The organism is Enterobacter cloacae complex sp. GF14B (assembly GCF_004136805.1).
GTDB classification, from domain to species: domain Bacteria; phylum Pseudomonadota; class Gammaproteobacteria; order Enterobacterales; family Enterobacteriaceae; genus Enterobacter; species Enterobacter hormaechei_C.
The window spans coordinates 38349-59690 of sequence record NZ_QFRV01000024.1; the positions used below are offsets into that span (position 1 = coordinate 38349).

The window sequence follows — 21342 nt, forward strand, 5'->3', positions numbered from 1 at the left end:
AATATTAATTAAAACCATCTAAAAATATATTTAAGTCACGTTAATCGCGTCTCCCCGCCCCAATCCGTATACTTTTCGAGTATTCTGAAATTAACATTCACATTACGAATCAATCTGAAAAAGGATATTTTCATGTATATGGGTAAAAAATTGCTGTTAGCGGCAGCTATGGCTGCCATTGTATCGGGTTCTGCGTTTGCTGATGATCAAGGCTCAGGCAAAATCAAATTCAAAGGCGTGGTTATTGACGCACCATGCAGCATCGCTCCAGACAGCGTTGATAAAGAAGTCGACCTGGGTGAAGTGACTACGGCCGTTATCAACGCCAACAAAAAATCCACGCCGGTTCCGGTCGATATCAATCTGGAAAACTGCCAGCTTGACGATCCGGCAGACGAAACCGACACGCCAATTACTAAAGTGGAAGTGACCTTTACCAGCGCAGCGACAGATGCGACGGATACCAGCCTGATGAGCAACACCTTTGCAAACGGTGCGCAGAACGTGGGCGTCCGTCTGCTGGATAACGCGGAAGGCAACATCACACTTGGTCAGCCAAACGTGCTTGATCTGCTGGCGGGTTCAACCACCCAGACGCTGCATTTCAAAGCGGTTATGGAAGTCCCAACAGGTAAAACTGCGACGGCAGGCCAGGTTGAAGCCACGGCTAACTACGTCCTGATGTACAAATAATTCCGTTACGTCACGGTATCAGCCGACTGGCAATCCATGCCGGTCGGCACTCTTTATTTATTCGAGTAACAGGATGATGACATACAAAGTACAATGGATAATCATCATTGCGTCCCTGTTAATGACGATAGTTGCCTCTGCCACTGAATTTAATATAAACGCCATCGATAAAGATCAGCGCGGCAGCGTCGATTTATCACGTTTTAAAGATCAAATATCGGTTACGCCGGGAAGCTATTTCGTTACGGTTTCAGTTAATGATATTCCGCTGGCAAATGGCTGGCAGCTTCGCTGGCGAGAAATAAATAACGCAGTTCAGGTCTGTATTCCCCCCGAGCTGGCCGATACATTCGCATTGCAGGATGACGTTCGTCACGCTTTGCCGGAAAAAGAGGGATGCGTTGATTTCGCCACCAGACCAGACATCAAATTTATTTTTGAGCAAGGCAGCCAGACCCTGAAAGTAACGATCCCCCAGGCGTGGCTGCAATACCGTGCGGTTGACTGGATGCCGCCATCCACCTGGGACAACGGCGTGCCAGGCGTACTGCTGGATTACAATCTTTTTGCCAGCCATTATCAGCCCAATAGCAGCGGCAGCAATGACAACGCCAATACCTATGGTACCGCCGGTGCGAACATGGGCGCGTGGCGCCTGCGAAGCGATTACCAGTACACGCGAAGCGATACTGAAGCAGGCTCAGAGCAGAATGGCCGTTTTTCACGCGTGTATATGTTCCGCCCTCTGCCCTCGATCGGTGCGAAACTGACGCTGGGTGAAACGGATTTCCAGTCCTCCATTTTTGACGCCTTCACCTACACCGGCGCATCGCTAATCAGCGATGAACGTATGCTGCCATGGTCGCTGCGCGGCTATGCCCCACAGATTACCGGAATAGCACAAACCAACGCCACCGTGGCCGTAAGCCTTGCCGATCGCGTGATTTACCAGAGTAAAGTGCCACCAGGACCCTTTGTTATTCAGGATCTTAACCAGTCGGTTCAGGGCACGCTGGACGTCAAAGTCACGGAAGAAGACGGACGCGTCAACACCTTCCAGGTCTCGGCTGAATCCGTGCCGTTTTTAACGCGCAAGGGCCAGGTGCGCTATAAGCTCGCGGCGGGTAAAGCGCGCCAGGGCGCCTCCCATGATGTTGAAGATAATGCCTTCATGAGCGGCGAATTTTCCTGGGGCATGCTGTCGCACACCTCTCTGTATGGCGGCACGCTGGCCGATGGCGACCGTTATCGTTCCGTCGCTGCCGGGATCGGCCAGAATATGGCCTGGCTGGGGGCGCTCTCTTTTGACGTCACGCAGGCTACCAGCCAGCTGCCACACCAGCGCAGCCAGACGGGTTACAGCTATCGCATTAACTACAGCAAGCGTTTCGATACCACCGGCAGTCAGCTTACGCTCGCCAGCTACCGCTACTCAGACCCACAGTTTTTGAGCTACGCCCGCTACCTGGATTATGACAACGGTGACCGCCAGTCGGAAAAACAAACCCTGAGCGTGACGGCAAGCCAGTACATTTCAGCGTTATCCCTGAACCTGTACGTCAATATGCTGCGTCAGACATGGTGGAATGATTCACCCTCCACGACCGGCAGCATCACGGCGGGCTACAACTTTGATATAGGTCGCTGGAAGAACCTTGGCGTAACCCTGTCCTGGAGTAAAACGCATTACGAGGAGGAAGACGAAAATGACGATACTCAGTTTTATCTCTCGCTCAGCGTACCGCTCGATCCCGATCATCGACTTAACTATGACCTGCGTAACAGCGACACGCTGAGCCATAACGTGTCGTGGTATGACACGTCGGATCGCAATAATACCTGGGGCGTTTCCGCAGGTACGGAGAGCGGGAAGCCAGATTCCGGCGCGCAGGTCAGCGGGAATTATCAGCATTATTCTGCGTACGGCGATCTCAATCTCTCCGGCAGCTATAAAGCTAACGAATATAACTCCCTCAGCGCGAGCTGGAGCGGTTCCTTCACCTCAACGGCGAAAGGCGCCGCGCTGCACCGGCGCAGTTACGGTAATGAACCCCGCGTAATGGTCAGCACCGACGGGGTAGGCCATATCCCGCTGAACATGTCGCGCGATGAAACTAACCGTTTTGGCATCGGCGTTTTACCGTCATTCTCCAGCTATTCCCCCTCCAGCGTGCAGGTCAATATGAACAACCTTCCGGATGGCGTGGACGTGGACAACCGCGTCGTGACTTCAACCTGGACTGAGGGGGCCATTGGTTATCGTCAGATTGCCACGCGCGCAGGTCAGGACGTAACAGGCGTTTTGCGGATGTCGTCAGGAACACCACCACTCGGGGCGATTGTTCGCCTGGATGAAAGCAATTTACAGGTTGGGATGGTGGCCGATGAAGGCCGCGTCTGGCTCGGCGCCGTTGAGCCAGAACAGCAGTTTCGCGTGACATGGGGCGACAACCAACAGTGTCGCTTCTCGTTACCTTCTCACTTAGAAAACAGTATGCAGTTGATACTGCCGTGCCAGTAAGAAATCATCATGAAATTAACGCCGATTAAAAGCCTGTGCCTGATGCTGATCAGCACAACATTTACCGCCCACGCGGCCATTAACCTGGACCGCACGCGCATTGTTTTTCCAGAAAGCGACAAGGCCAGCAGCCTGAAAGTGGACAACCAGAGCAAGGCGCTGCCTTATCTGGCGCTCTCCTGGATTGAAGATGAAAAGGGGCAAAAAGAAGATGTGCACTTTATGGCGCTTCCCCCCATTCAACGTATCGAAGCGGGCGCCTCGTCGCAGGTAAGAATTGTTAAACAAGCCGCTACCCGCCAGTTGCCAAAAGACAGGGAATCGCTGTTTTATTTCAACCTGCGTGAAGTACCGCCTAAAAGCACCAGCGCCAGCGAGGAGCGCAGCGTGATGCAGGTTGCCATGCAGAGCCGAATTAAGCTCTTCTGGCGTCCGGAAGCGATTCGCAAAAAATCTGGCGAACTGACTGAAATGCGTATGGAAATTACCGCCAACGCGAAAGGGCTCACGGTCCACAACCCTACGCCGTACTACATCACGCTGGCGTGGCTGAGCAAAAATGCCAAAACCATGCTGCCGGGTTTTGACAGTCTGATGATTGCGCCTTTCGCCACGGCAACTGCCTCTACCGGCGATTACCACGGTAGTTATTACAGCATCGGCTACATCGACGATTACGGCGCACTGAAAAAAGTCGACGTACAGTGCACCGGAACGGCGCAATGTAAGCTTAACGAACGGAAAATCGATAAAGATGCGAAAGCTCACTAGTTTCCTGCTTACATTGCTGCTTACAGCGCTGCCTTTGAAAGAAGCGCTGGCGCTCAACTGCTATCTGGGTGGATCTGGCGGCCCCGTCGAGGAGACAAAAACGATCTCCCCTTTTGCCATACCCAGCAACGCTCAGGTTGGCCAAAAAATATGGGAGTCTGATGACATTAAAATTCCGGTGACGTGTGACAATAACGTCACAAGCGGTTTCAAGCCGGAAGATGTTTTTGCCTGGGTAAACCCTTATCCTGCCGCAACCGATCCCTATTATGAACTGGGCGTCACCTATGAAGGCATAGATTACGATGCCACAGGCCAGCCCAACGGCGTGGATACCCGCCAGTGCCTGGACAACGATAACATCACCATTTACACCCCGGATCAAATCCGCCAGATGGGTTGGGAGAATCGCATCTGCTCTGGCAATCCGGATGATATCCACATTACGCGCACGTTCGTCGCCCGTTTACGACTTTTCGTGAGAATTAAGGCTATGCCGCCACATGGCTATGTCAGCTCGCTCAGCGATTACATCGTTGTGCAGTTTGACGGTAAGGGCGGCGTTAATCAGATGGCCGATGCGAAGAACCTTAAGTATCACATCAACGGACTGCAAAACATTACGGTGCTTGATTGCGGGGCGACGTTTACCATTTACCCTGAGAATCAGGAGATCGACTTTGGCACCTTCAGCGCGCGCGACATCGTGAATCAGCAGACGCGTTTGCGCACGTTTTCAATACGAACCACCAAAGTCCAGGATGCCCAGTGCTCGGATGGATTTAAGATGGACTCGTCGTTTTACACAACCGAAACGCTCAGCGCAGACGACACTGCGGTGCTGATAGGGAATGGGTTAAAACTGCGTATTCTTAACGGAACGGCCCCTTACACCTTCAACCAGTACAAAGAGTACGCCGATTTTACGGGCGATAAGATGAATGTTGAGCAAAACTACACAGCTGAACTTTCACGGGAAGAAGGAAAAGCGATTCAGTCCGGGCCGTTCGAAACCGTGGTACTGTTCAAAATTAACTACCACTAGAAACAAAAAAACCGGGTTTCCCCGGCTTTTTTACATCAGCATGTTCAGCTGGCTTTGCGCTCGTGCGCGCGGCGGTACTCAACCAGATCTTCAATCGTCACCACTGGCATATTGTGCAGACGCGCAAAGGTGATGCACTCCGGCGCACGCGCCATGGTGCCATCATCGTTGGTCAGTTCGCACAGCACGCCTGCGGGTTTGAAGCCAGCCAGCGTCACCAGATCGATGGTCGCTTCGGTATGACCACCACGGGTCAGCACGCCGCCCGGCTGCGCGCGCAGCGGGAAGACGTGACCAGGGCGGTGCAGATCGGAAGGTTTCGCACCATCAGCAATCGCTGCACGCACGGTGGTCAGACGGTCAGCCGCCGACACTCCGGTGGTTACGCCATGCGCCGCTTCAATGGTCACAGTGAAGCCGGTACCAAAGGCGCTGGTGTTGTTTTCAACCATCATCGGCAGATCAAGCTGCTGGCGACGGTCTTCGGTGATGCACAGGCATACGATGCCGCTACCGTGACGGATGGTCAGCGCCATCTGCTCAACGGTCATGTTCTCGGCGGCAAAAATCATGTCGCCTTCGTTTTCACGGTTTTCATCGTCAAGCACCATCACACCGCGGCCTTCGCGCAGGGCATCCAGTGCATGTTCAACACGTTGAATTGAAGTGCCAAAAGAGGAAAGTAGCGTCTGATTCATGGTAAAAAAACCTCATTAACTTTATGGTTACCAGAATCAGGGCAGTCTTAGGAGCGCCGTACAAGCGGCAAAAAAATAACGTGAGCGGGCTTTGCCCGACTGGATCGTTACTCTCTCCCATCCGGACTCTAACCGTCGGCCCCGGAATTACACCGGATCTGCTGACCTTTGAGAATTCACCCAAAGCGCTCGCGGGCTTTCAGCGTTAAGCTGATTTACCGCCGGTGGGGAATTTCGCCCCGCCCTGAGAATAAGCGAGATAACTATAACGCTATTGATTACCCTGGGCAATGCATAAGCTTCAAACAATTTTGTTTAACCCGAGGCATGACACGCTACAATAGGCACTAACACCTTTTCATCAAGGGAAACGACAATGATTGACCCAAAGAAAATTGAGCAGATCGCGCGTCAGGTTCATGAGTCCATGCCGAAAGGTATTCGTGAGTTTGGTGATGACGTTGAGAAGAAAATCCGCCAGACGTTGCAGGCACAGTTGGTTCGCCTTGATTTAGTCAGCCGCGAAGAGTTTGACGTGCAGACGCAGGTGCTGCTGCGCACCCGCGAGAAGCTGGCGCTGCTGGAACAACGTTTGACCGAGCTGGAAAACCGCAATGCGCCGGAAGAAGTGAAGCCAGCGCCAGCTATTCCACCGGTGGATGACCAGGCATAAGTGCGGCCTGATGCCCTCACCCCAGCCCTCTCCCACAGGGAGAGGGTGAAAAACGAACGGGCCAACAGGCCCGTTTTTTACTGACTGCCTTTCTGGATCTTCTTAATGATGTTGGTGGTTGAACACCCGTCCTCAAAGTTGAGCACCATTACTTCACCACCATTCGCCCAGACCTCTTCGCTACCTGCGATTTGCTCTGGTTTGTAATCACCGCCCTTCACCAGCAGGTCAGGCAAAATTCCGGCAATCAGGCGCTGCGGGGTGTCTTCTTCAAATGAGACCACCCAGTCCACCGCTTCCAGCGCGCCGAGCACTATCATGCGCTGCTCCAGCGGGTTAACCGGACGCGTTTCACCCTTCAGACGTTTGGTTGAGGCATCGCTGTTGACCGCCACAATCAGGCGGTCGCCCAGCTTGCGCGCATTCGCCAGATACGACACGTGGCCCGCATGCAGGATGTCGAACACGCCGTTCGTCATCACCACTTTTTCACCGCGTTTGCGCGCGGCGGCAACGGCCACTTTCAGCTCGTCTTCGGTCATGACGCCAAAGCCGGTATCCGCACGCCCACGCACCGCGTTTTCCAGCTCAATTGGCGAAACGGTGGAGGTCCCGAGTTTACCGACGACCACGCCCGCCGCGGCGTTCGCGAAGTAGCATGCTTCTTCCAGGGAGTTACCCGCCGCCAGCGTCGCCGCCAGCACGCCAATCACCGTATCACCGGCACCGGTCACGTCGTACACTTCCTGCGCCTGGGTTGGCATATGCAGCGGCGCCTTGCCCGGTTGCAGCAGCGTCATGCCCTGCTCGGAACGGGTCACCAGCAGCGCAGACAGCTCGAAATCAGCGATGATTTTCATGCCGCGCTCAACCAGCTCTTCTTCAGTTTTGCACTTGCCCGCCACCGCTTCGAACTCAGAGAGGTTGGGCGTCAGCAGGGTTGCGCCGCGATAGCGCTCGAAATCGGTGCCTTTCGGGTCGATCAGCACCGGAACGCTGGCTTTGCGCGCCAGCTGGATCATGGTCTGCACGCTCGCCAGCGCGCCTTTGGCATAATCAGACAGCACCAGCGCGCCAATATTGCCCAACGCCTGGTTAATGCGCTCGTGCAGCGGCTCGGGATCAACGCCTTCGAACCCTTCTTCAAAGTCGAGGCGGATTAGCTGCTGGTTACGCGACAGCACGCGAAGCTTGGTGATGGTTGGGTGGGTCGGAACAGAAACGAAGTCACACTTCACATTCACGTCCGCCAGCGACTTGCTCAGCGCACGCGCCGCATCGTCAATGCCGGTCAGGCCAACCAGACGCGAATGTGCGCCCAGAGAGGCTATGTTCATCGCCACGTTTGCCGCGCCACCGGGACGCTCTTCAATGGTGTCGACCTTTACCACCGGTACCGGTGCTTCCGGAGAGATGCGGCTGGTCGGCCCATACCAGTAGCGATCCAGCATCACATCACCGACAACCATAACTCCAGCACGTTCAAACTCTGGCAGTGTTACTTTCATTCCTGACTCCAGAAAGATTCACAATTTGCGCGCGATAATATCACACTTGTTTTGTTACGCACGGTTCCACTAGCCACTTCTGCCAGCTTGTAGTCACCTGCGCGCGTTCGTCGGCGAAACAGTCCAGCGCCACATGGCCCGGCTGTTCCTGTAATGCCAGATGGTGCAACTCATCACGCAGTGTGGTGTAGGCGTGGGTTAAGGCCTGCGCCTCTTGCTCATCCATAATGTCGTTCTGCGCCAGCAGTTCCAGTATGCGCACGTTATCCGACCAGCGGGTCAGCTTCGGTTTATCGTGCGCGTGCAGCAGCACCAGGTACTGAGTGATAAACTCAATATCGGTAATCCCGCCTTCATCGGCTTTGATATCAAAGCGATCGCGATGTTTGTTGCCAAGGTGCGCGCGCATCTTCTCCCGCATTTCCCGCACTTCGGTTTGCAGCGTACTGCCCTCGCGCGGGGTCGTCATGACCGCCTTGCGGATCGCATCGAACTGCGTTTTGAGCTGCGGATCGCCATACACCACGCGGGCGCGCACCAGCGCCTGATGCTCCCACGTCCAGGCTTCGTTCTTCTGATAGTCGGCGAAAGCCTCCGTCGAGGTGACCAGCATGCCTGCCGCGCCGGACGGGCGCAGACGCGCATCCACTTCATACAGAATGCCGGATGAGGTGCGGGTGCTGAACAGGTGCATAATGCGCTGGGCCAGACGCAGGTAGAACTGCCGTCCGTCAATCTCACGTTCGCCGTCGGTCATGACGTCTGCCGGACAGTCGTGGAGGAAAATCAGATCCAGATCGGAGCTGTAGCCCAGTTCCCAGCCGCCCAGCTTGCCGTACCCCACCACCGCAAAACCGCGGCCTTCACGGTCAGCAAGGTGCTTCGGCTGGCCGTAGCGGGCTACCATCTGCACCCACGCCTGATGGACAACCGCGTCGATGATCGCTTCCGCCAGCCAGGTTAAGTGATCGCTCACTTTCATTACCGGCAGGGTACCGGCGATATCTGCCGCCGCCACGCGCAGCATCTGTGCCTGCTTAAACTGACGCAGCGCCTCAAGCTGTTGCTCTTCGTCCTCTTCAGGTACGCGCAGCAGATACTGACGCAGCTCGTCGCGGTAGGCATCCGTCGCCGTCGGCTGATAGAGGGTATTCGGGTCGAGCAGTTCGTCCAGCAGCAGCGGATAACGCGCCAGCTTGTTCGCCACCATCGGCGAGGCGGCGCAGAGGGAAATCAGGTGCTTCAGCGCACCGGGAAACTCGCTTAACAGCTCAAGGTAAGTGGTACGCGTGACGATCCCACTCAGCAGCGGCATCATGCGCGACAGCGGCACCGGCGCATCGTCGCGGGAGCAGACATCGCTCAGCAGATGCGGCATCAGATGATCCAGCACCTGACGACCGCGTGGGCCGATAGCGCGTTTGTTCAGTTCGAGGCGGAAATCGGCAATCAACGCCACCACGCGATGGCGGGCATCGTCGCTTAAGTGCGCCAGCACCGGCGTGGTGTCATCTTCCTGAAGCGCGTCCTGCCACAGTTCGCGCCAGTGCTCGGAGAGCGCATCGTCCTGCGATTCAGTTTCTTCGTCGCCGATCAGATCGTTAAAGATGCGGCGCACGCCCGCCATATGCGCTTCCAGCCGTTGCGTCAGCGCCGCCCAGTCATCCACCCGCATCCCCCAGGCCAGACGCGCCCGGTTCAGCTCATCGCCCGGCAACGTCTGGGTCTGTTCGTCGTTGATACTTTGCAGCAAATTTTCCAGACGACGCAGGAAGAGATAAGAGTCACGCAGCGTTTGCGCGTCGCCTTCCGGCAGCAGATGCAGCTGATCGATAGCGCTTAGCGTCGGCAGCAGCGAGCGGGATTGCAGAGAAGGTTCACGCCCGCCGCGTATCAGCTGGAAGACCTGGACGATAAATTCGATCTCACGAATACCGCCAGCACCGAGCTTGATGTTGTCTTTCAGGCCACGGCGACGCACCTCGCGGGCAATCATCCCTTTCATATTTCGCAGGGACTGGATCACGCTGAAGTCGATGTAGCGGCGGAACACGAACGGGCGCAGCATGGCGCGCAGCTCGTTGGCGTAGGCATCGTCGCTGTCGCCCATGATCCGCGCTTTGACCATCGCGTAACGCTCCCAGTCGCGACCCTGCTCCTGGTAGTAATCTTCCAGCGCGGCAAAGCTCAGCACCAGTGGCCCGCTGTCGCCAAACGGACGCAGGCGCATGTCCACGCGGTAAACAAAACCATCCTGCGTGGGCTGATCCAGCGCCTTAATCAGCCGCTGCCCCAGACGAGTAAAGAACTGGGCATTGTCCAGCTCGCGACGGCCGCCGCGCGTGGAGCCGTTCTCGGGCCAGGCAAAAATCAGATCGATGTCTGAGGAGAAGTTCAGCTCGCAGCCGCCCAGCTTGCCCATCCCCAGGATCAACAGTGGCTGAGGAACCCCTTCCTCGCTGCACGGCGTGCCCCACTCTTTACAGCAGGCGGCGTAGAGCCAGTCCCGCGCGGCGACGATCAGCGTCTGCGCCAGCTCGCTCAACTGCTGCAAGGTGCTCTCTTCACTCACCAGCTCCAGCGCCTGCGCCCAGGCAATGCGTACCATCACCCGGCGGCGGAACTGACGCAGAACGCGCATCAGCGTGGCTTCGTCTGCCACCTCTGCCAGCGCGGTTTGCAGCCAGCCAGCATAATGCCGCCACTCGTCAGCCTGCGGCGGCGCGCTTTCCAGCTCTGCCAGCCAGTCCGGGTTAGCGCTGACGCTCTCCTGTACAAAATCACTGAACGTGAGCACGCTTTTCGCCTGCTCGCTTAACGACGACGCGGGTAACGACTCAGGCAGCCGTTCACAAACGGTCTGCCAGTGCTGCTGTAACTGCGAAGAAAGCGGCATATCAGGGGTTCCTTGCCAGAATTAACGTTTTCCGCTGTGCAGCCAGTACGGATCCTGCGAAATGGCCTCGTTGCGGAAATGCTCGATCTCAATCTGCTGACGGGTCTCGATGGCATGCTTAAGCCCCTGCCAGTTCTCCAGCCAGGCCTGCGCCTTCACGCCCTCATACGCACCCGACAGCAGCAACATGCTGTCGATGTTACGCGCCAGGCGGGGAAGCTGATCGCCATACTGGTCACCCAGCGGATGCGCAAAGGTGGTTCTCAGTTCGGCCGCGTGACGGGAGAGGTGGATATCCGCAAAACGTTTGAAGTTTTCCGCAATTTTGGCCTGCCCTTTCGCATCGAGGAAGGTGCGCCAGCCGCACGTCACCAGAAACTCGGTCAGCGCCAGTTTCGCGCTGGCGTTTTGCGGGCTGTAGATCGCCGTTTGTGCCGACACGTCGGAAAGCATCAGCGTTTCGGTTTGAGTGAGCAAATCACGTAAGTGAGTGCTGGCTTTACGCGGTACAATGCCGCCAAAGAGCGTCAGGGTATGACGTACCAGCCCCATAGCGGCCAGCACCTGTTTTTTGGCATTTTTCACGTTACGCGCCCACAGCTCCTCGTGGTACTGCCACTGAGAGAGTGCCAGCTCCAGCGCCGCTTCCATCCCCTGCTCAACGGAGGCTTTCGGCACAACGCGCAGAATCGGGGTTTCTCGCAGCACGCGCGGCGCATTCCCGGCGGCCAGGTGATAGCCGCGTGCCGCTTTACTCAGGCTGCCCTGACGCAGTCCAGGCTGGTTCACCAGCTTGCGCGCCAGCTTCAGCACATCGCTCGCGTCGCCTTCAAGCAGTTCGAGTTCCAATTCGCAGATCGGCTCCTGCTCTTCACCAGCCTTAATTTCACCCCGATCAAACGCGATCTCAATGCGGCTCTTGCCTTCCGTCACCAGCCATTTCTCGCGCCAGAAATCGGTGCTGAACAGCGGTTGCGCCTCTGCCGACAGCGTTGCGGGCAGCATCCCTTCCGGCCACACTTCCGCCGGAAAACGATCCAGCTCAAGTTCTGGCTTACTGATGTCGATATTGTATTCCGGACGCTGGTGTAAACCGCCCACCACGCGACCGGCGATTTTCATCGTCATCTCGTAGCGCCCGTTCGCACCCCGGATGCGCAGGCCCATATCATGGTTGCGCAGCCAGTTGTCCGGCGTTTCGTAATAGATGTTGAGCAGCTGTACGGGTTCATGGTGCTCGCCGGACAGCGTATTCAGATGCTGGCGGAGCGCGTCAGCGCTGTCTTTTTCGACGATAAACTTTAATTCGATCTCTTGTGCCATAGCCTTGTACTTTTGCGTGCGTCACAGACGCGTCGATGAAGGCGAACTTCCTCGCCATTTGTTTGTCAGTACATAGTATTTTGCGCCAAATTGCCACGCAATGAGCAATTTGACGGGCGTAAAAGTTTAAAGCGGTGGAAATCATGACACAGATGATTCCGATTGATGATGAATCCTTTGCGTAGCGACACTGATACCACTACTATCGTTCCACTTTTTATGAAAATAACGACTGATATGCTTAAATTACGCCTGATTGGACTTACTTTACTCGCTTTTAGCGCCGCAACCGCGGTCCACGCTGAAGAGAAACGTTACGTTTCTGATGAACTGAATACCTGGGTACGCAGCGGCCCTGGAGACAATTATCGCCTCGTGGGTACGGTAAATGCCGGCGAGGAAGTGACTCTGCTGCAAACCAATGCAGACACCAATTACGGTCAGGTTCGTGACAGCTCTGGCCGCACCTCATGGATCCCGCTGAAAGAGCTGAGCACGGTGCCAAGCCTGCGCACCCGCGTGCCGGATCTGGAAAATCAGGTGAAAACCCTGACTGACAAGCTGAACAACATCGACGGCACCTGGAACCAGCGCACCGCAGAGATGCAGCAGAAAGTGGCACAAAGCGACAGCGTGATCGCCGGTCTGAAAGATGAAAATCAGAAGCTGAAAAATGAGCTGATCGTCGCGCAGAAGAAAGTGAACGCCGCGAATCTACAGCTGGATGACAAACAACGCACCATCATCATGCAGTGGTTTATGTATGGCGGCGGGGTGCTGGGCGTCGGTCTGGTGCTGGGTCTGGTGCTTCCTCACCTTATCCCAAGCCGTAAACGTAAAGACCGCTGGATGAACTAACTCGTCTTCTCTGCCACACTTACGTATCATCTTGCGAAAAGAGAAAACGGGAGTGTTGGCGTGAAGAGTTATCTGGTCGGTGGTGCGGTACGTGATGCGTTATTAGGTCTGCCGGTCAAAGATAAAGACTGGGTCGTGGTCGGTGCCACGCCCGAAGCGATGATTGACGCGGGCTACCAGCAGGTAGGCCGCGATTTTCCTGTGTTCCTCCATCCGAAAAGCCGGGAAGAGTACGCCCTGGCGCGAACCGAACGGAAATCCGGTTCCGGTTATACCGGCTTCACCTGCTATGCCGCGCCGGATGTGACGCTGGAGCAGGACTTACTGCGCCGCGATCTCACCATTAATGCCCTGGCGCAGGACGAAAACGGCCATATTATCGACGTCTACGGCGGCCAGAACGATCTGCGCGACCGTCTTTTACGCCATATTTCCCCCGCCTTTTCTGAAGATCCGTTACGCGTACTGCGCGTGGCGCGTTTTGCCGCCCGTTATGCCCATCTCAGCTTCCGCATCGCCGACGAGACGATGGCGCTGATGACGGCCATGACCGACGCGGGCGAGCTGGAACACCTGACGCCAGAACGCGTCTGGAAAGAGACCGAAAACGCCCTGACTACCCGTAATCCGCAGATCTTTTTCCAGGTTCTGCGCGACTGCGGGGCGCTGAAAGTGCTGTTCCCGGAAATAGATGCGCTGTTTGGCGTGCCCGCCCCGGCGAAATGGCACCCGGAAATTGATACCGGCATTCACACCCTGATGACGCTGAGCATGGCCGCTATGCTCAGTCCTGAAGTGGACGTGCGCTTTTCCACTCTCTGCCATGACCTCGGCAAAGGGTTAACGCCAAAGGAATTGTGGCCACGCCATCACGGGCACGGTCCGGCTGGCGTAAAGCTGGTTGAAGGGATTTGCCAGCGCCTGCGCGTGCCGAATGACATTCGCGATCTGGCAAAGCTGGTCGCCGAGTTCCACGACCTGATCCACACCTTCCCGATCCTGAAACCCGCCACCATCGTCAGGCTGTTCGATAACATCGACGCCTGGCGCAAGCCGCAGCGCGTGGAGCAAATTGCGCTGACCAGCGAAGCCGACGTGCGCGGCCGCACCGGGTTTGAAGCGTCCGATTATCCGCAGGGTCGTTTGCTGCGTGAGGCGTGGGACGTAGCGAAAGCGGTGCCAACGAAAGAGGTGGTGGAGGCAGGGTTTAAAGGCCCGGAGATCCGCGAAGAGCTGACGAAGCGGCGGATTGATGCGGTTGCGGCGTGGAAGGAAAAACGTTGCCCTCAGCCGAAAGACTGAGGGCGGTCGGTCATCAGAAGAAGACCACGTACACGGCAGCCGCGACGATAAAGCGGTAGATCGCGAACGGAATAAACGAAATACGCTTAATCAGTTGCAGGAAGGTTTTGATGGCGATCAGCGCCACAATGAAGGCGGTGATAAAGCCCACGGCGAACATCGGAATGTCACCCACGGTCAGGAAGCCGATGCTTTTGTAGAGATCCAGCGCGGTGGCGCCCATCATCATCGGCACCGCCAGCAGGAACGAGAACTCAGACGCCGCGTAACGGCTCACGCCCATCAGCATCCCGCCGGAAATGGTTGCCCCTGAACGGGAGAAGCCCGGCCACAGCGCCAGACACTGGAAGCAGCCAATCATAAACGCCTGACGATACGTCATATCGTCCAGACCTTCCGCACGCGGGGTTTTTGGCTTCAGCACTTCGGCGGCAATCAGCAGGAAGCCGCCGACAACCAGCGCGTACATCACGTTAATCGGGTTGAAGAGCGATTTAATGGTGTCGTGGAACACCAGCCCCAGCACCACTGCCGGGATCATCCCGAGCAGAATATGAATCAGCGTCAGACGCCCCTTGCCCTCTCCTTCACGCTGCGGCAAACGCCCGAAGTGGATGCCGATCAGACCAAACAGACGACGCCAGAACATCACAACCACCGCCAGGATAGAGCCCAGCTGAATCACCACCTCAAACGTCTTTGCGGTATCGCCTTCAAAGCCCAACAGATGGCCAACGATAATCATATGGCCCGTACTGGACACCGGCAAAAACTCCGTCAATCCTTCGACCACACCCAGTATTGCCGCCACCAGCAGCGAGTGCATATCGCTCATCTATAAACCCCTAAAAAGATATAAAAAAACGGTTGCCACAACGGCTACCGTGAAACATACAGCTCTAAGACCGATATAACCTAAAATGGTTTAGCTATTATGACGTTAAATCTTTCCTTTCAGATTTGTGCCACGCTCGATAATCACGCCCACGTTGGCGGCGCGCGCCACCGCGCCCGGCTTGCTTAGCTTAATGCGCACCCACGGGGAGTTAAATTTGCTCAGCAGCAGGTCCGCCACCTCTTCCGCCACGCGTTCTACCAGCGCAAATCGTTGCCCTTCCACATGGCCGATGACCGTTTCACTGATGTCGGCGTAGCTCAGACAATCATTCACATCATCGCTTTTCGCTGACTTGCGGTTATCCCAGCCCATTTCGATATCGAACACCAGTTTCTGCTCGATGGTCTGTTCCCAGTCGTAAACACCAATTGTGGTGATTACCGAAAGTTGCTCTATAAATACAATATCCATCACGACCTGCCTGCTTTTTGGCTAAACCGGATACCACTTCCGGCGAATTATGCGTATTATCCACAGATGCTGAGAATACAGATACTTTTTCAAAACGGAACAGCGTTATGAGTGCAATCGCGCCTGGAATGATTATCCTCGCCTACCTTTGCGGCTCAATCTCCAGCGCCATTCTGGTCTGCCGCATCGCCGGGTTGCCTGACCCGCGTGAAAGTGGTTCCGGGAATCCGGGGGCGACCAATGTACTACGAATTGGCGGCAAGGGAGCAGCCGTAGCGGTTTTGATTTTTGACGTTCTGAAAGGAATGCTTCCCGTCTGGGGCGCGTATGCGCTCGGCGTCACACCCTTCTGGCTGGGGCTGATAGCCATCGCCGCCTGCGTCGGCCACATCTGGCCTGTTTTCTTTGGTTTTAAAGGCGGTAAAGGCGTGGCCACTGCGTTTGGCGCGATTGCGCCGATCGGCTGGGATCTCACCGGCGTGATGGCGGGCACCTGGCTGCTGACCATCCTGCTGAGCGGTTATTCGTCGCTGGGCGCCATCGTCAGCGCACTGATCGCCCCGTTCTATGTCTGGTGGTTTAAACCGCAGTTTACCTTCCCGGTGTCGATGCTCTCGTGTCTGATCCTGTTGCGCCATCACGACAACATTCAACGCCTGTGGCGTCGTCAGGAAACGAAGATCTGGACGAAGCTCAGACGTAAAAAGAAAGACGCTCAGTAAACCGTTCGTTATGCCTTATAACCAAATGTGATTTTTGTCACCTTCTGCCTGTGGTAACTGTTAGAGACACAACACAACCACACAAAAAGAAAATGGCAGAAATCACAGATTCAACTCCCCTTCCAGCGGCAGCAAACACCCCGGATGGCGACATCAGGTGGGTACGCAGCGCATCGGACGTTTCACGTCTCGTTAATGACGGCTCTCAGGGCCGGGCCAATGCCCGCATCGTGGTCGGTATCGCGCTCGGGGGAATTTTTCTCGATGCCTACGATCTCGGCGCGCTGGCATTCGGCATCAAAGACATCACCCGCGAATTTAACCTGACGCCCGCCGGTACCGGCATGGTGGCTTCAGCCATTACGTTTGGCGCGATTGTCGGGGCGCTGCTCGGCGGCTATCTTACGGATAAAATCGGGCGCTACCGCGTCTTTATGGCCGACATGGTATTCTTTGTCGTTGCCGCTATCGCCTGTGCGCTGGCCCCGAACGAATATGTGCTGGCGGGCGCGCGCTTTGTGATGGGTCTTGGCGTTGGGATCGACCTTCCCGTCGCGATGGCGTTTCTCAGCGAGTTCGCCAGACTGAAAGGCCCGGGGAATAAAGCCTCCAGCGTCGCGATGTGGTGTCCCACCTGGTATGCGGCCATCAGCATCTCTTATCTTCTGGTGCTCTTCTTTTACGCCGTGCTGCCGGAAAGCCACAGCGACTGGCTCTGGCGTCTGATCCTTGGCTTTGGCGCGGTGCCCGCGCTGGTGATTATCGCCATCCGCAGCCGCTATATGAGCGAATCCCCGGTCTGGGCGGCGAATCAGGGCAATCTGAAGGAGGCGGCGTCCATCCTGCGGCAGTCATACAACATTAATGCCCACGTACCGCAGGATGCGCTCGACCAGCCCGCGCCTGTTGTGAACAAGGCAAAATGGTCGAACTACCTGAACCTGTTCCGCGGTATCTATCTGCGGCGTACCACGCTCGCCACGCTGCTGTCGGTCGTCTCCTCGTTCGCCTATAACGCCGTAGCCTTTGGCCTGCCGGTGATCATCTCCAGCTTCTTTGTGCAGTCGATGCTGACGACCATTCTGATCTCGCTGGCGCTTAATCTGCTGTTCGCGTTTGTCGGCGGGCTGCTGGCGGTGCGCTATGTTCCGCGCTTCGGCGCATGGCGGATGTCACTGGCGGGTTATGCGTGCCAGCTGGCGGCGCTGCTCGGCCTGGCGCTGATTGGCCGCCCTGACGGGTCCACGGAAGGCGTGGTCGCCGTCGCGATGCTGGCGCTGTTCCTGTTTGGCCAGGGTTTTGGTCCGGGTGCGCACACCATGACGTTTGCCTCTCTGAGCTACCCGACCTCGCTGCGCGGCGTGGGTGTGGGGCTTAACCAGACGCTGATGCGCAGCAGTTCAACGCTATCACTGTTTCTGTTCCCGCTGCTGGTCGCCTCGCTGGATACCGCCGTGTTCTGGGTGATTGCGCTGGCGCCGTTTATCGGCCTGGCCTCGCTGCTGGCGATCCGCTGGGAGCCGTCGGGGTATGATGTGGATGCAGAGGATTATCGCTAGCCTTTCTTGCCGGGTGGCGCTGCGCTTACCCGGCCTACATTACTGAAACCGGCTCACATGATCCGGTTTTTTTATCCATAAGCGACTCATATGACAGCCTTCATTTCCGCCAGGGCATACTGAAACGTATCCCGATAGTGCGGAAGTGGAAGCACCATGTTAGCAACTCAGGTCACTGATAATTCATACAAAGGCTGGCAGGCCTCGCTTGCCCTCCAGTTTTGTCATACCCCTGAGAAAACCCTCCTCCATTCCGCGCGTCACACCGGGCCACTTACCGTTCAGCGTCCGTTTTATCCCGAAGGGGAAACCTGCCACCTTTACCTGCTGCACCCGCCAGGTGGAATTGTGGGCGGGGATACGCTGGATATTTCCGTGCGGCTCGACGCCAAAAGCCATGCCCTCCTCACCATGCCCGGCGCCAGCAAGTTCTATCGCAGCAGCGGCCCGCTGGCCTGCCTCAGTCAGCATTTTTACCTCGACGAAGAGGCCACGCTGGAGTGGCTGCCGCAGGACACCATTATTTTCCCCGGCGCTAACGCCGCGCTGCGTTCCGTCTTTCACCTGCACGCCACCAGCACGCTGCTGGCGTGGGAGCTGTACTGTCTGGGCCGTCCGGTGATAAACGAAACCTTCAGCCAAGGCACGCTGGAGAGCCGCCTTGAGGTGTGGGTGGATGGCGAGCCGCGTCTGATTGAGCGACTGCATCTCAGCGGTGGCGATCTGACGCCCGTCGCGGACCATCCGTGGGTCGGCACGCTGCTGTTCTATCCGGCCCGGGAAGCACATCTCGACACGGTGCGCGAGCGGCTCGCCCCGCTGGAAAACTTTGGCGGGGCGACGCTCACCGACGATCTGCTGTCGGTGCGTTTTCTCTCGCACGACAACCTGATTTGTCAGCGGGTGATGCGCGATATCTGGCAGTCGCTTCGCCCGCTTTTAACCCCCAAAACCGCCTGTTCGCCGCGCATCTGGCAGACATAAAGAGAAACGCTATGGAACTGACTCCCAGAGAAAAAGACAAGCTGTTGCTGTTCACCGCCGCGCTGGTTGCCGAACGCCGCCTCGCGCGCGGGGTAAAGCTCAACTATCCGGAATCGGTCGCGCTGATCAGCGCCTTTATTATGGAAGGCGCGCGCGATGGCGAAACCGTCGCCTCGCTGATGGAAGCCGGCCGCCACGTCCTGACGCGCGATCAGGTGATGGAGGGCGTACCGGAGATGATCCCGGATATTCAGGTGGAAGCCACCTTCCCGGACGGATCCAAGCTCGTCACCGTCCACAACCCGATCGTGTAAGGAGCGCGTGATGATCCCAGGTGAATACCGGATCCAGTCCGGCAACATTGCTCTCAACGTCGGGCGCGAAACCCGAAGTGTGATAGTGGAAAACCACGGCGACAGGCCGATCCAGGTGGGATCGCACTATCACTTTTACGAGGTCAACCCGGCGCTGAAGTTCGATCGCGAGGCCACCCGAGGCTACCGGCTGAACATCCCGGCGGGCACCGCTGTGCGCTTCGAGCCCGGCCAGAAGCGGGAAGTGACGCTGGTGCAGGTGACGGGCGCACAGCGCATTTTCGGTTTTCGCGGCGAGATCATGGGCGAGGTGAAACATGGCTGAGATTTCACGCCAGGCGTATGCCGATATGTTCGGCCCCACGACCGGGGATAAAGTGCGGCTGGCCGACAGCGAACTGTGGATCGAAGTAGAAGACGATCTCACGATCTACGGAGAAGAGGTTAAATTCGGCGGAGGAAAAGTGATCCGCGACGGCATGGGACAGGGGCAGATGACCGCCGACGACTGCGTGGATCTGGTGCTCACCAACGCGCTGATCGTCGATCACTGGGGGATCGTGAAAGCGGATATCGGCGTAAAAAATGGGCGGATCTTCGCCGTCGGCAAAGCCGGAAACCCGGACATTCAGCCCGGCGTGACGATCCCGATTGGCGCAGCAACGGAAGTGATCGCCGCCGAAGGCAAGATTGTCACCGCTGGCGGGATCGACACCCATATCCACTGGATCTGTCCGCAGCAAGCGGAAGAGGCGCTGGTCTCTGGCGTCACCACCATGATCGGCGGCGGCACCGGGCCCGCGGCAGGTACAAACGCCACCACCTGCACGCCGGGGCCATGGTATATCGCCCGCATGTTGCAGGCTGCCGATACGCTGCCGGTGAATATTGGCCTGCTGGGCAAAGGGAACAGTTCAAACCCGGACGCGCTGCGCGAGCAGATCGCGGCAGGTGCCATCGGGCTTAAGATCCACGAAGACTGGGGTGCGACGCCTGCGGCCATCAACTGCTCGCTGGAGGTCGCTGAAGAGATGGATATCCAGGTGGCGCTGCACAGCGACACGCTGAACGAGTCCGGTTTTGTTGAAGATACGCTGGCCGCCATCGCCGGGCGCACCATCCACACCTTCCACACCGAAGGGGCGGGCGGCGGCCATGCGCCAGATATCATCACCGCCTGTGCGCACCCGAATATTCTGCCCTCCTCCACCAACCCGACGCTGCCCTACACGGTCAACACCATCGACGAGCACCTGGACATGCTGATGGTTTGCCATCACCTCGACCCGGATATCGCCGAGGACGTGGCGTTTGCCGAATCCCGCATTCGCCGGGAGACCATCGCCGCCGAAGACGTGCTGCACGATATCGGCGCGTTCTCACTCACCTCGTCAGATTCACAGGCAATGGGCCGCGTGGGGGAAGTGATTATCCGCACCTGGCAGGTCGCGCACCGCATGAAGGTTCAGCGCGGCGCGCTGCCGGAAGAGACCGGCGATAACGACAACTTCCGGGTGAAGCGCTATGTCGCCAAATACACCATTAACCCGGCGCTGACCCACGGCATCGCCCATGAAGTGGGCTCGATTGAGGCGGGCAAGCTGGCGGACCTGGTGGTCTGGTCCCCGGCGTTCTTCGGCGTCAAGCCCGCCACCATCGTCAAAGGTGGGATGATCGCCTGCGCACCGATGGGCGATATCAACGCCTCTATCCCGACGCCGCAGCCGGTGCATTACCGCCCGATGTTTGGCTCGCTGGGCGCCGCACGCCACGCCACGCGCCTGACGTTTATCTCACAGGCCGCCAGTGCGAACGGCATCCCGCAGCAGCTCAACTTGCAGAGCGCCACGGCGGTGGTGAAAGGCTGCCGGACGGTGAAAAAGGCGGACATGATCCACAACGCTCTGCAACCGAACATCACCGTCGACTCGCAAACCTACGAGGTGCGCGTCGACGGCGAACTGATTACCAGCGAACCGGCTGACGTTCTGCCGATGGCACAACGCTATTTCCTGTTTTGAGGAGTGATGATGATTTATCTGACCCAACGCCTGGACCACGCACACCCGACTACCGCCAGCGTCACGCTGCCGATTGACGTGCGGGTGAAAAGCCGCGCCCGCGTGGCCCTGAACGACGGTCGCGAAGCCGGGCTGATGCTGCCGC

General features: G+C 57.2%; 19 protein-coding genes, 1 pseudogene and 1 riboswitch. Of the genes and pseudogenes, 14 read left to right on the top strand and 6 right to left on the bottom strand.

The genetic code is table 11. The features are described from left to right. The first annotated feature begins 132 nt into the window (after window positions 1-132). The 4 genes from DD606_RS10605 (at window position 133) to DD606_RS10620 (ending at window position 5030) form a co-directional block, all read left to right on the top strand. Entirely contained in the window at window positions 133-693 is a 561-nt protein-coding gene (locus tag DD606_RS10605; protein ID WP_003862529.1) for a fimbrial protein, read from the top strand. Between the two features lie 76 nt (window positions 694-769). Next, the gene (locus DD606_RS10610; protein ID WP_045332896.1) at window positions 770-3214 is read left to right on the top strand and encodes a fimbria/pilus outer membrane usher protein; all 2445 of its coding nucleotides are present in this window, start codon (window positions 770-772) and stop codon (window positions 3212-3214) included. A gap of 9 nt (window positions 3215-3223) precedes the next feature. Continuing rightward, the gene (locus DD606_RS10615; protein ID WP_023323755.1) at window positions 3224-3985 is read left to right on the top strand and encodes a molecular chaperone; all 762 of its coding nucleotides are present in this window, start codon (window positions 3224-3226) and stop codon (window positions 3983-3985) included. Then, entirely contained in the window at window positions 3969-5030 is a 1062-nt protein-coding gene (locus DD606_RS10620) for a fimbrial protein (protein WP_045335737.1), read from the top strand. The genes DD606_RS10615 and DD606_RS10620 overlap by 17 nt, the downstream gene beginning before the upstream one ends. A gap of 44 nt (window positions 5031-5074) precedes the next feature. Here DD606_RS10620 and ribB read toward each other — a convergent pair whose 3' ends face one another. Beyond that, window positions 5075-5728, bottom strand: a complete 654-nt coding sequence (gene ribB, locus DD606_RS10625; protein WP_045335738.1) for a 3,4-dihydroxy-2-butanone-4-phosphate synthase — start codon at window positions 5726-5728, stop codon at window positions 5075-5077. A gap of 105 nt (window positions 5729-5833) precedes the next feature. After that, a riboswitch (FMN riboswitch) is annotated at window positions 5834-5984 on the bottom strand. A gap of 120 nt (window positions 5985-6104) precedes the next feature. Here ribB and ubiK point away from each other — a divergent pair. Beyond that, window positions 6105-6401 carry a ubiquinone biosynthesis accessory factor UbiK gene (gene ubiK / locus DD606_RS10630; RefSeq protein ID WP_003862539.1) on the top strand — a complete coding sequence of 99 codons (297 nt, stop codon included), beginning with the start codon at window positions 6105-6107 and terminating at the stop codon, window positions 6399-6401. 77 nt (window positions 6402-6478) lie between these two features. Here the strand turns inward: ubiK and hldE are convergent, their stop codons facing one another. The 3 genes from hldE to DD606_RS10645 are packed head-to-tail and all read right to left on the bottom strand — an operon-like array spanning window position 6479 to window position 12128. Next, the gene (hldE, locus tag DD606_RS10635) at window positions 6479-7909 is read right to left on the bottom strand and encodes a bifunctional D-glycero-beta-D-manno-heptose-7-phosphate kinase/D-glycero-beta-D-manno-heptose 1-phosphate adenylyltransferase HldE (protein WP_045335739.1); all 1431 of its coding nucleotides are present in this window, start codon (window positions 7907-7909) and stop codon (window positions 6479-6481) included. Between the two features lie 40 nt (window positions 7910-7949). Then, window positions 7950-10805 carry a bifunctional [glutamate--ammonia ligase]-adenylyl-L-tyrosine phosphorylase/[glutamate--ammonia-ligase] adenylyltransferase gene (glnE, locus tag DD606_RS10640; protein ID WP_060580261.1) on the bottom strand — a complete coding sequence of 952 codons (2856 nt, stop codon included), beginning with the start codon at window positions 10803-10805 and terminating at the stop codon, window positions 7950-7952. A 21-nt stretch (window positions 10806-10826) separates the two neighbouring features. Then, window positions 10827-12128, bottom strand: a complete 1302-nt coding sequence (locus DD606_RS10645; protein WP_129258612.1) for an inorganic triphosphatase — start codon at window positions 12126-12128, stop codon at window positions 10827-10829. Between the two features lie 237 nt (window positions 12129-12365). On the opposite strand from DD606_RS10645, the gene DD606_RS10650 reads away from it, so the two are divergent. Then, window positions 12366-12986, top strand: a complete 621-nt coding sequence (locus DD606_RS10650; protein ID WP_001303390.1) for a TIGR04211 family SH3 domain-containing protein — start codon at window positions 12366-12368, stop codon at window positions 12984-12986. Window positions 12987-13046: 60 nt separating this feature from the next. Continuing rightward, complete coding sequence (locus DD606_RS10655) at window positions 13047-14288, top strand: multifunctional CCA addition/repair protein (protein WP_047654220.1); 1242 nt, start codon at window positions 13047-13049, stop codon at window positions 14286-14288. A 13-nt stretch (window positions 14289-14301) separates the two neighbouring features. Here DD606_RS10655 and bacA read toward each other — a convergent pair whose 3' ends face one another. Together bacA and folB are read right to left on the bottom strand one after the other, a co-directional pair. Further along, complete coding sequence (gene bacA / locus DD606_RS10660) at window positions 14302-15123, bottom strand: undecaprenyl-diphosphate phosphatase (protein WP_003862545.1); 822 nt, start codon at window positions 15121-15123, stop codon at window positions 14302-14304. 105 nt (window positions 15124-15228) lie between these two features. Next, window positions 15229-15597, bottom strand: coding sequence for a bifunctional dihydroneopterin aldolase/7,8-dihydroneopterin epimerase (gene folB, locus DD606_RS10665; protein WP_003862547.1), 369 nt, complete (start codon window positions 15595-15597; stop codon window positions 15229-15231). A 107-nt stretch (window positions 15598-15704) separates the two neighbouring features. Between folB and plsY the strand changes: the two genes are divergently transcribed. The 7 genes and pseudogenes from plsY to DD606_RS10700 form a co-directional block, all read left to right on the top strand. Further along, a complete protein-coding gene (gene plsY, locus DD606_RS10670) occupies window positions 15705-16319 on the top strand; it encodes a glycerol-3-phosphate 1-O-acyltransferase PlsY (RefSeq protein WP_003862548.1) in 615 nt (204 codons plus the stop codon). 92 nt (window positions 16320-16411) lie between these two features. Beyond that, window positions 16412-17878 carry an MFS transporter gene (locus DD606_RS10675; protein ID WP_023323759.1) on the top strand — a complete coding sequence of 489 codons (1467 nt, stop codon included), beginning with the start codon at window positions 16412-16414 and terminating at the stop codon, window positions 17876-17878. A gap of 156 nt (window positions 17879-18034) precedes the next feature. Next, complete coding sequence (locus tag DD606_RS10680) at window positions 18035-18862, top strand: urease accessory protein UreD (RefSeq protein ID WP_047654222.1); 828 nt, start codon at window positions 18035-18037, stop codon at window positions 18860-18862. Window positions 18863-18873: 11 nt separating this feature from the next. Then, complete coding sequence (locus DD606_RS10685) at window positions 18874-19176, top strand: urease subunit gamma (RefSeq protein ID WP_003862556.1); 303 nt, start codon at window positions 18874-18876, stop codon at window positions 19174-19176. Between the two features lie 10 nt (window positions 19177-19186). Then, window positions 19187-19501: an urease subunit beta gene (locus DD606_RS10690; RefSeq protein ID WP_003862557.1), complete on the top strand. Its 315-nt coding sequence runs from the start codon at window positions 19187-19189 to the stop codon at window positions 19499-19501. Beyond that, the gene (ureC, locus tag DD606_RS10695) at window positions 19494-21197 is read left to right on the top strand and encodes an urease subunit alpha (protein WP_047654224.1); all 1704 of its coding nucleotides are present in this window, start codon (window positions 19494-19496) and stop codon (window positions 21195-21197) included. The genes DD606_RS10690 and ureC overlap by 8 nt, the downstream gene beginning before the upstream one ends. 9 nt (window positions 21198-21206) lie before the next feature. Beyond that, window positions 21207-21342, top strand: a pseudogene (locus DD606_RS10700) (urease accessory protein UreE); the annotation flags it as partial.

What these genes read in the sequence shown, in the direction of transcription:
- DD606_RS10605 (WP_003862529.1), top strand. Translation starts at nt 133, where the DNA reads ATGTATATGGGTAAAAAATTGCTGTTAGCGGCAGCTATGGCTGCCATT.
- DD606_RS10610 (WP_045332896.1), top strand. Translation starts at nt 770, where the DNA reads ATGACATACAAAGTACAATGGATAATCATCATTGCGTCCCTGTTAATG.
- DD606_RS10615 (WP_023323755.1), top strand. Translation starts at nt 3,224, where the DNA reads ATGAAATTAACGCCGATTAAAAGCCTGTGCCTGATGCTGATCAGCACA.
- DD606_RS10620 (WP_045335737.1), top strand. Translation starts at nt 3,969, where the DNA reads ATGCGAAAGCTCACTAGTTTCCTGCTTACATTGCTGCTTACAGCGCTG.
- ribB (WP_045335738.1), bottom strand. Translation starts at nt 5,728, where the DNA reads ATGAATCAGACGCTACTTTCCTCTTTTGGCACTTCAATTCAACGTGTT.
- ubiK (WP_003862539.1), top strand. Translation starts at nt 6,105, where the DNA reads ATGATTGACCCAAAGAAAATTGAGCAGATCGCGCGTCAGGTTCATGAG.
- hldE (WP_045335739.1), bottom strand. Translation starts at nt 7,909, where the DNA reads ATGAAAGTAACACTGCCAGAGTTTGAACGTGCTGGAGTTATGGTTGTC.
- glnE (WP_060580261.1), bottom strand. Translation starts at nt 10,805, where the DNA reads ATGCCGCTTTCTTCGCAGTTACAGCAGCACTGGCAGACCGTTTGTGAA.
- DD606_RS10645 (WP_129258612.1), bottom strand. Translation starts at nt 12,128, where the DNA reads ATGGCACAAGAGATCGAATTAAAGTTTATCGTCGAAAAAGACAGCGCT.
- DD606_RS10650 (WP_001303390.1), top strand. Translation starts at nt 12,366, where the DNA reads ATGCTTAAATTACGCCTGATTGGACTTACTTTACTCGCTTTTAGCGCC.
- bacA (WP_003862545.1), bottom strand. Translation starts at nt 15,123, where the DNA reads ATGAGCGATATGCACTCGCTGCTGGTGGCGGCAATACTGGGTGTGGTC.
- folB (WP_003862547.1), bottom strand. Translation starts at nt 15,597, where the DNA reads ATGGATATTGTATTTATAGAGCAACTTTCGGTAATCACCACAATTGGT.
- plsY (WP_003862548.1), top strand. Translation starts at nt 15,705, where the DNA reads ATGAGTGCAATCGCGCCTGGAATGATTATCCTCGCCTACCTTTGCGGC.
- DD606_RS10675 (WP_023323759.1), top strand. Translation starts at nt 16,412, where the DNA reads ATGGCAGAAATCACAGATTCAACTCCCCTTCCAGCGGCAGCAAACACC.
- DD606_RS10680 (WP_047654222.1), top strand. Translation starts at nt 18,035, where the DNA reads ATGTTAGCAACTCAGGTCACTGATAATTCATACAAAGGCTGGCAGGCC.
- DD606_RS10685 (WP_003862556.1), top strand. Translation starts at nt 18,874, where the DNA reads ATGGAACTGACTCCCAGAGAAAAAGACAAGCTGTTGCTGTTCACCGCC.
- DD606_RS10690 (WP_003862557.1), top strand. Translation starts at nt 19,187, where the DNA reads ATGATCCCAGGTGAATACCGGATCCAGTCCGGCAACATTGCTCTCAAC.
- ureC (WP_047654224.1), top strand. Translation starts at nt 19,494, where the DNA reads ATGGCTGAGATTTCACGCCAGGCGTATGCCGATATGTTCGGCCCCACG.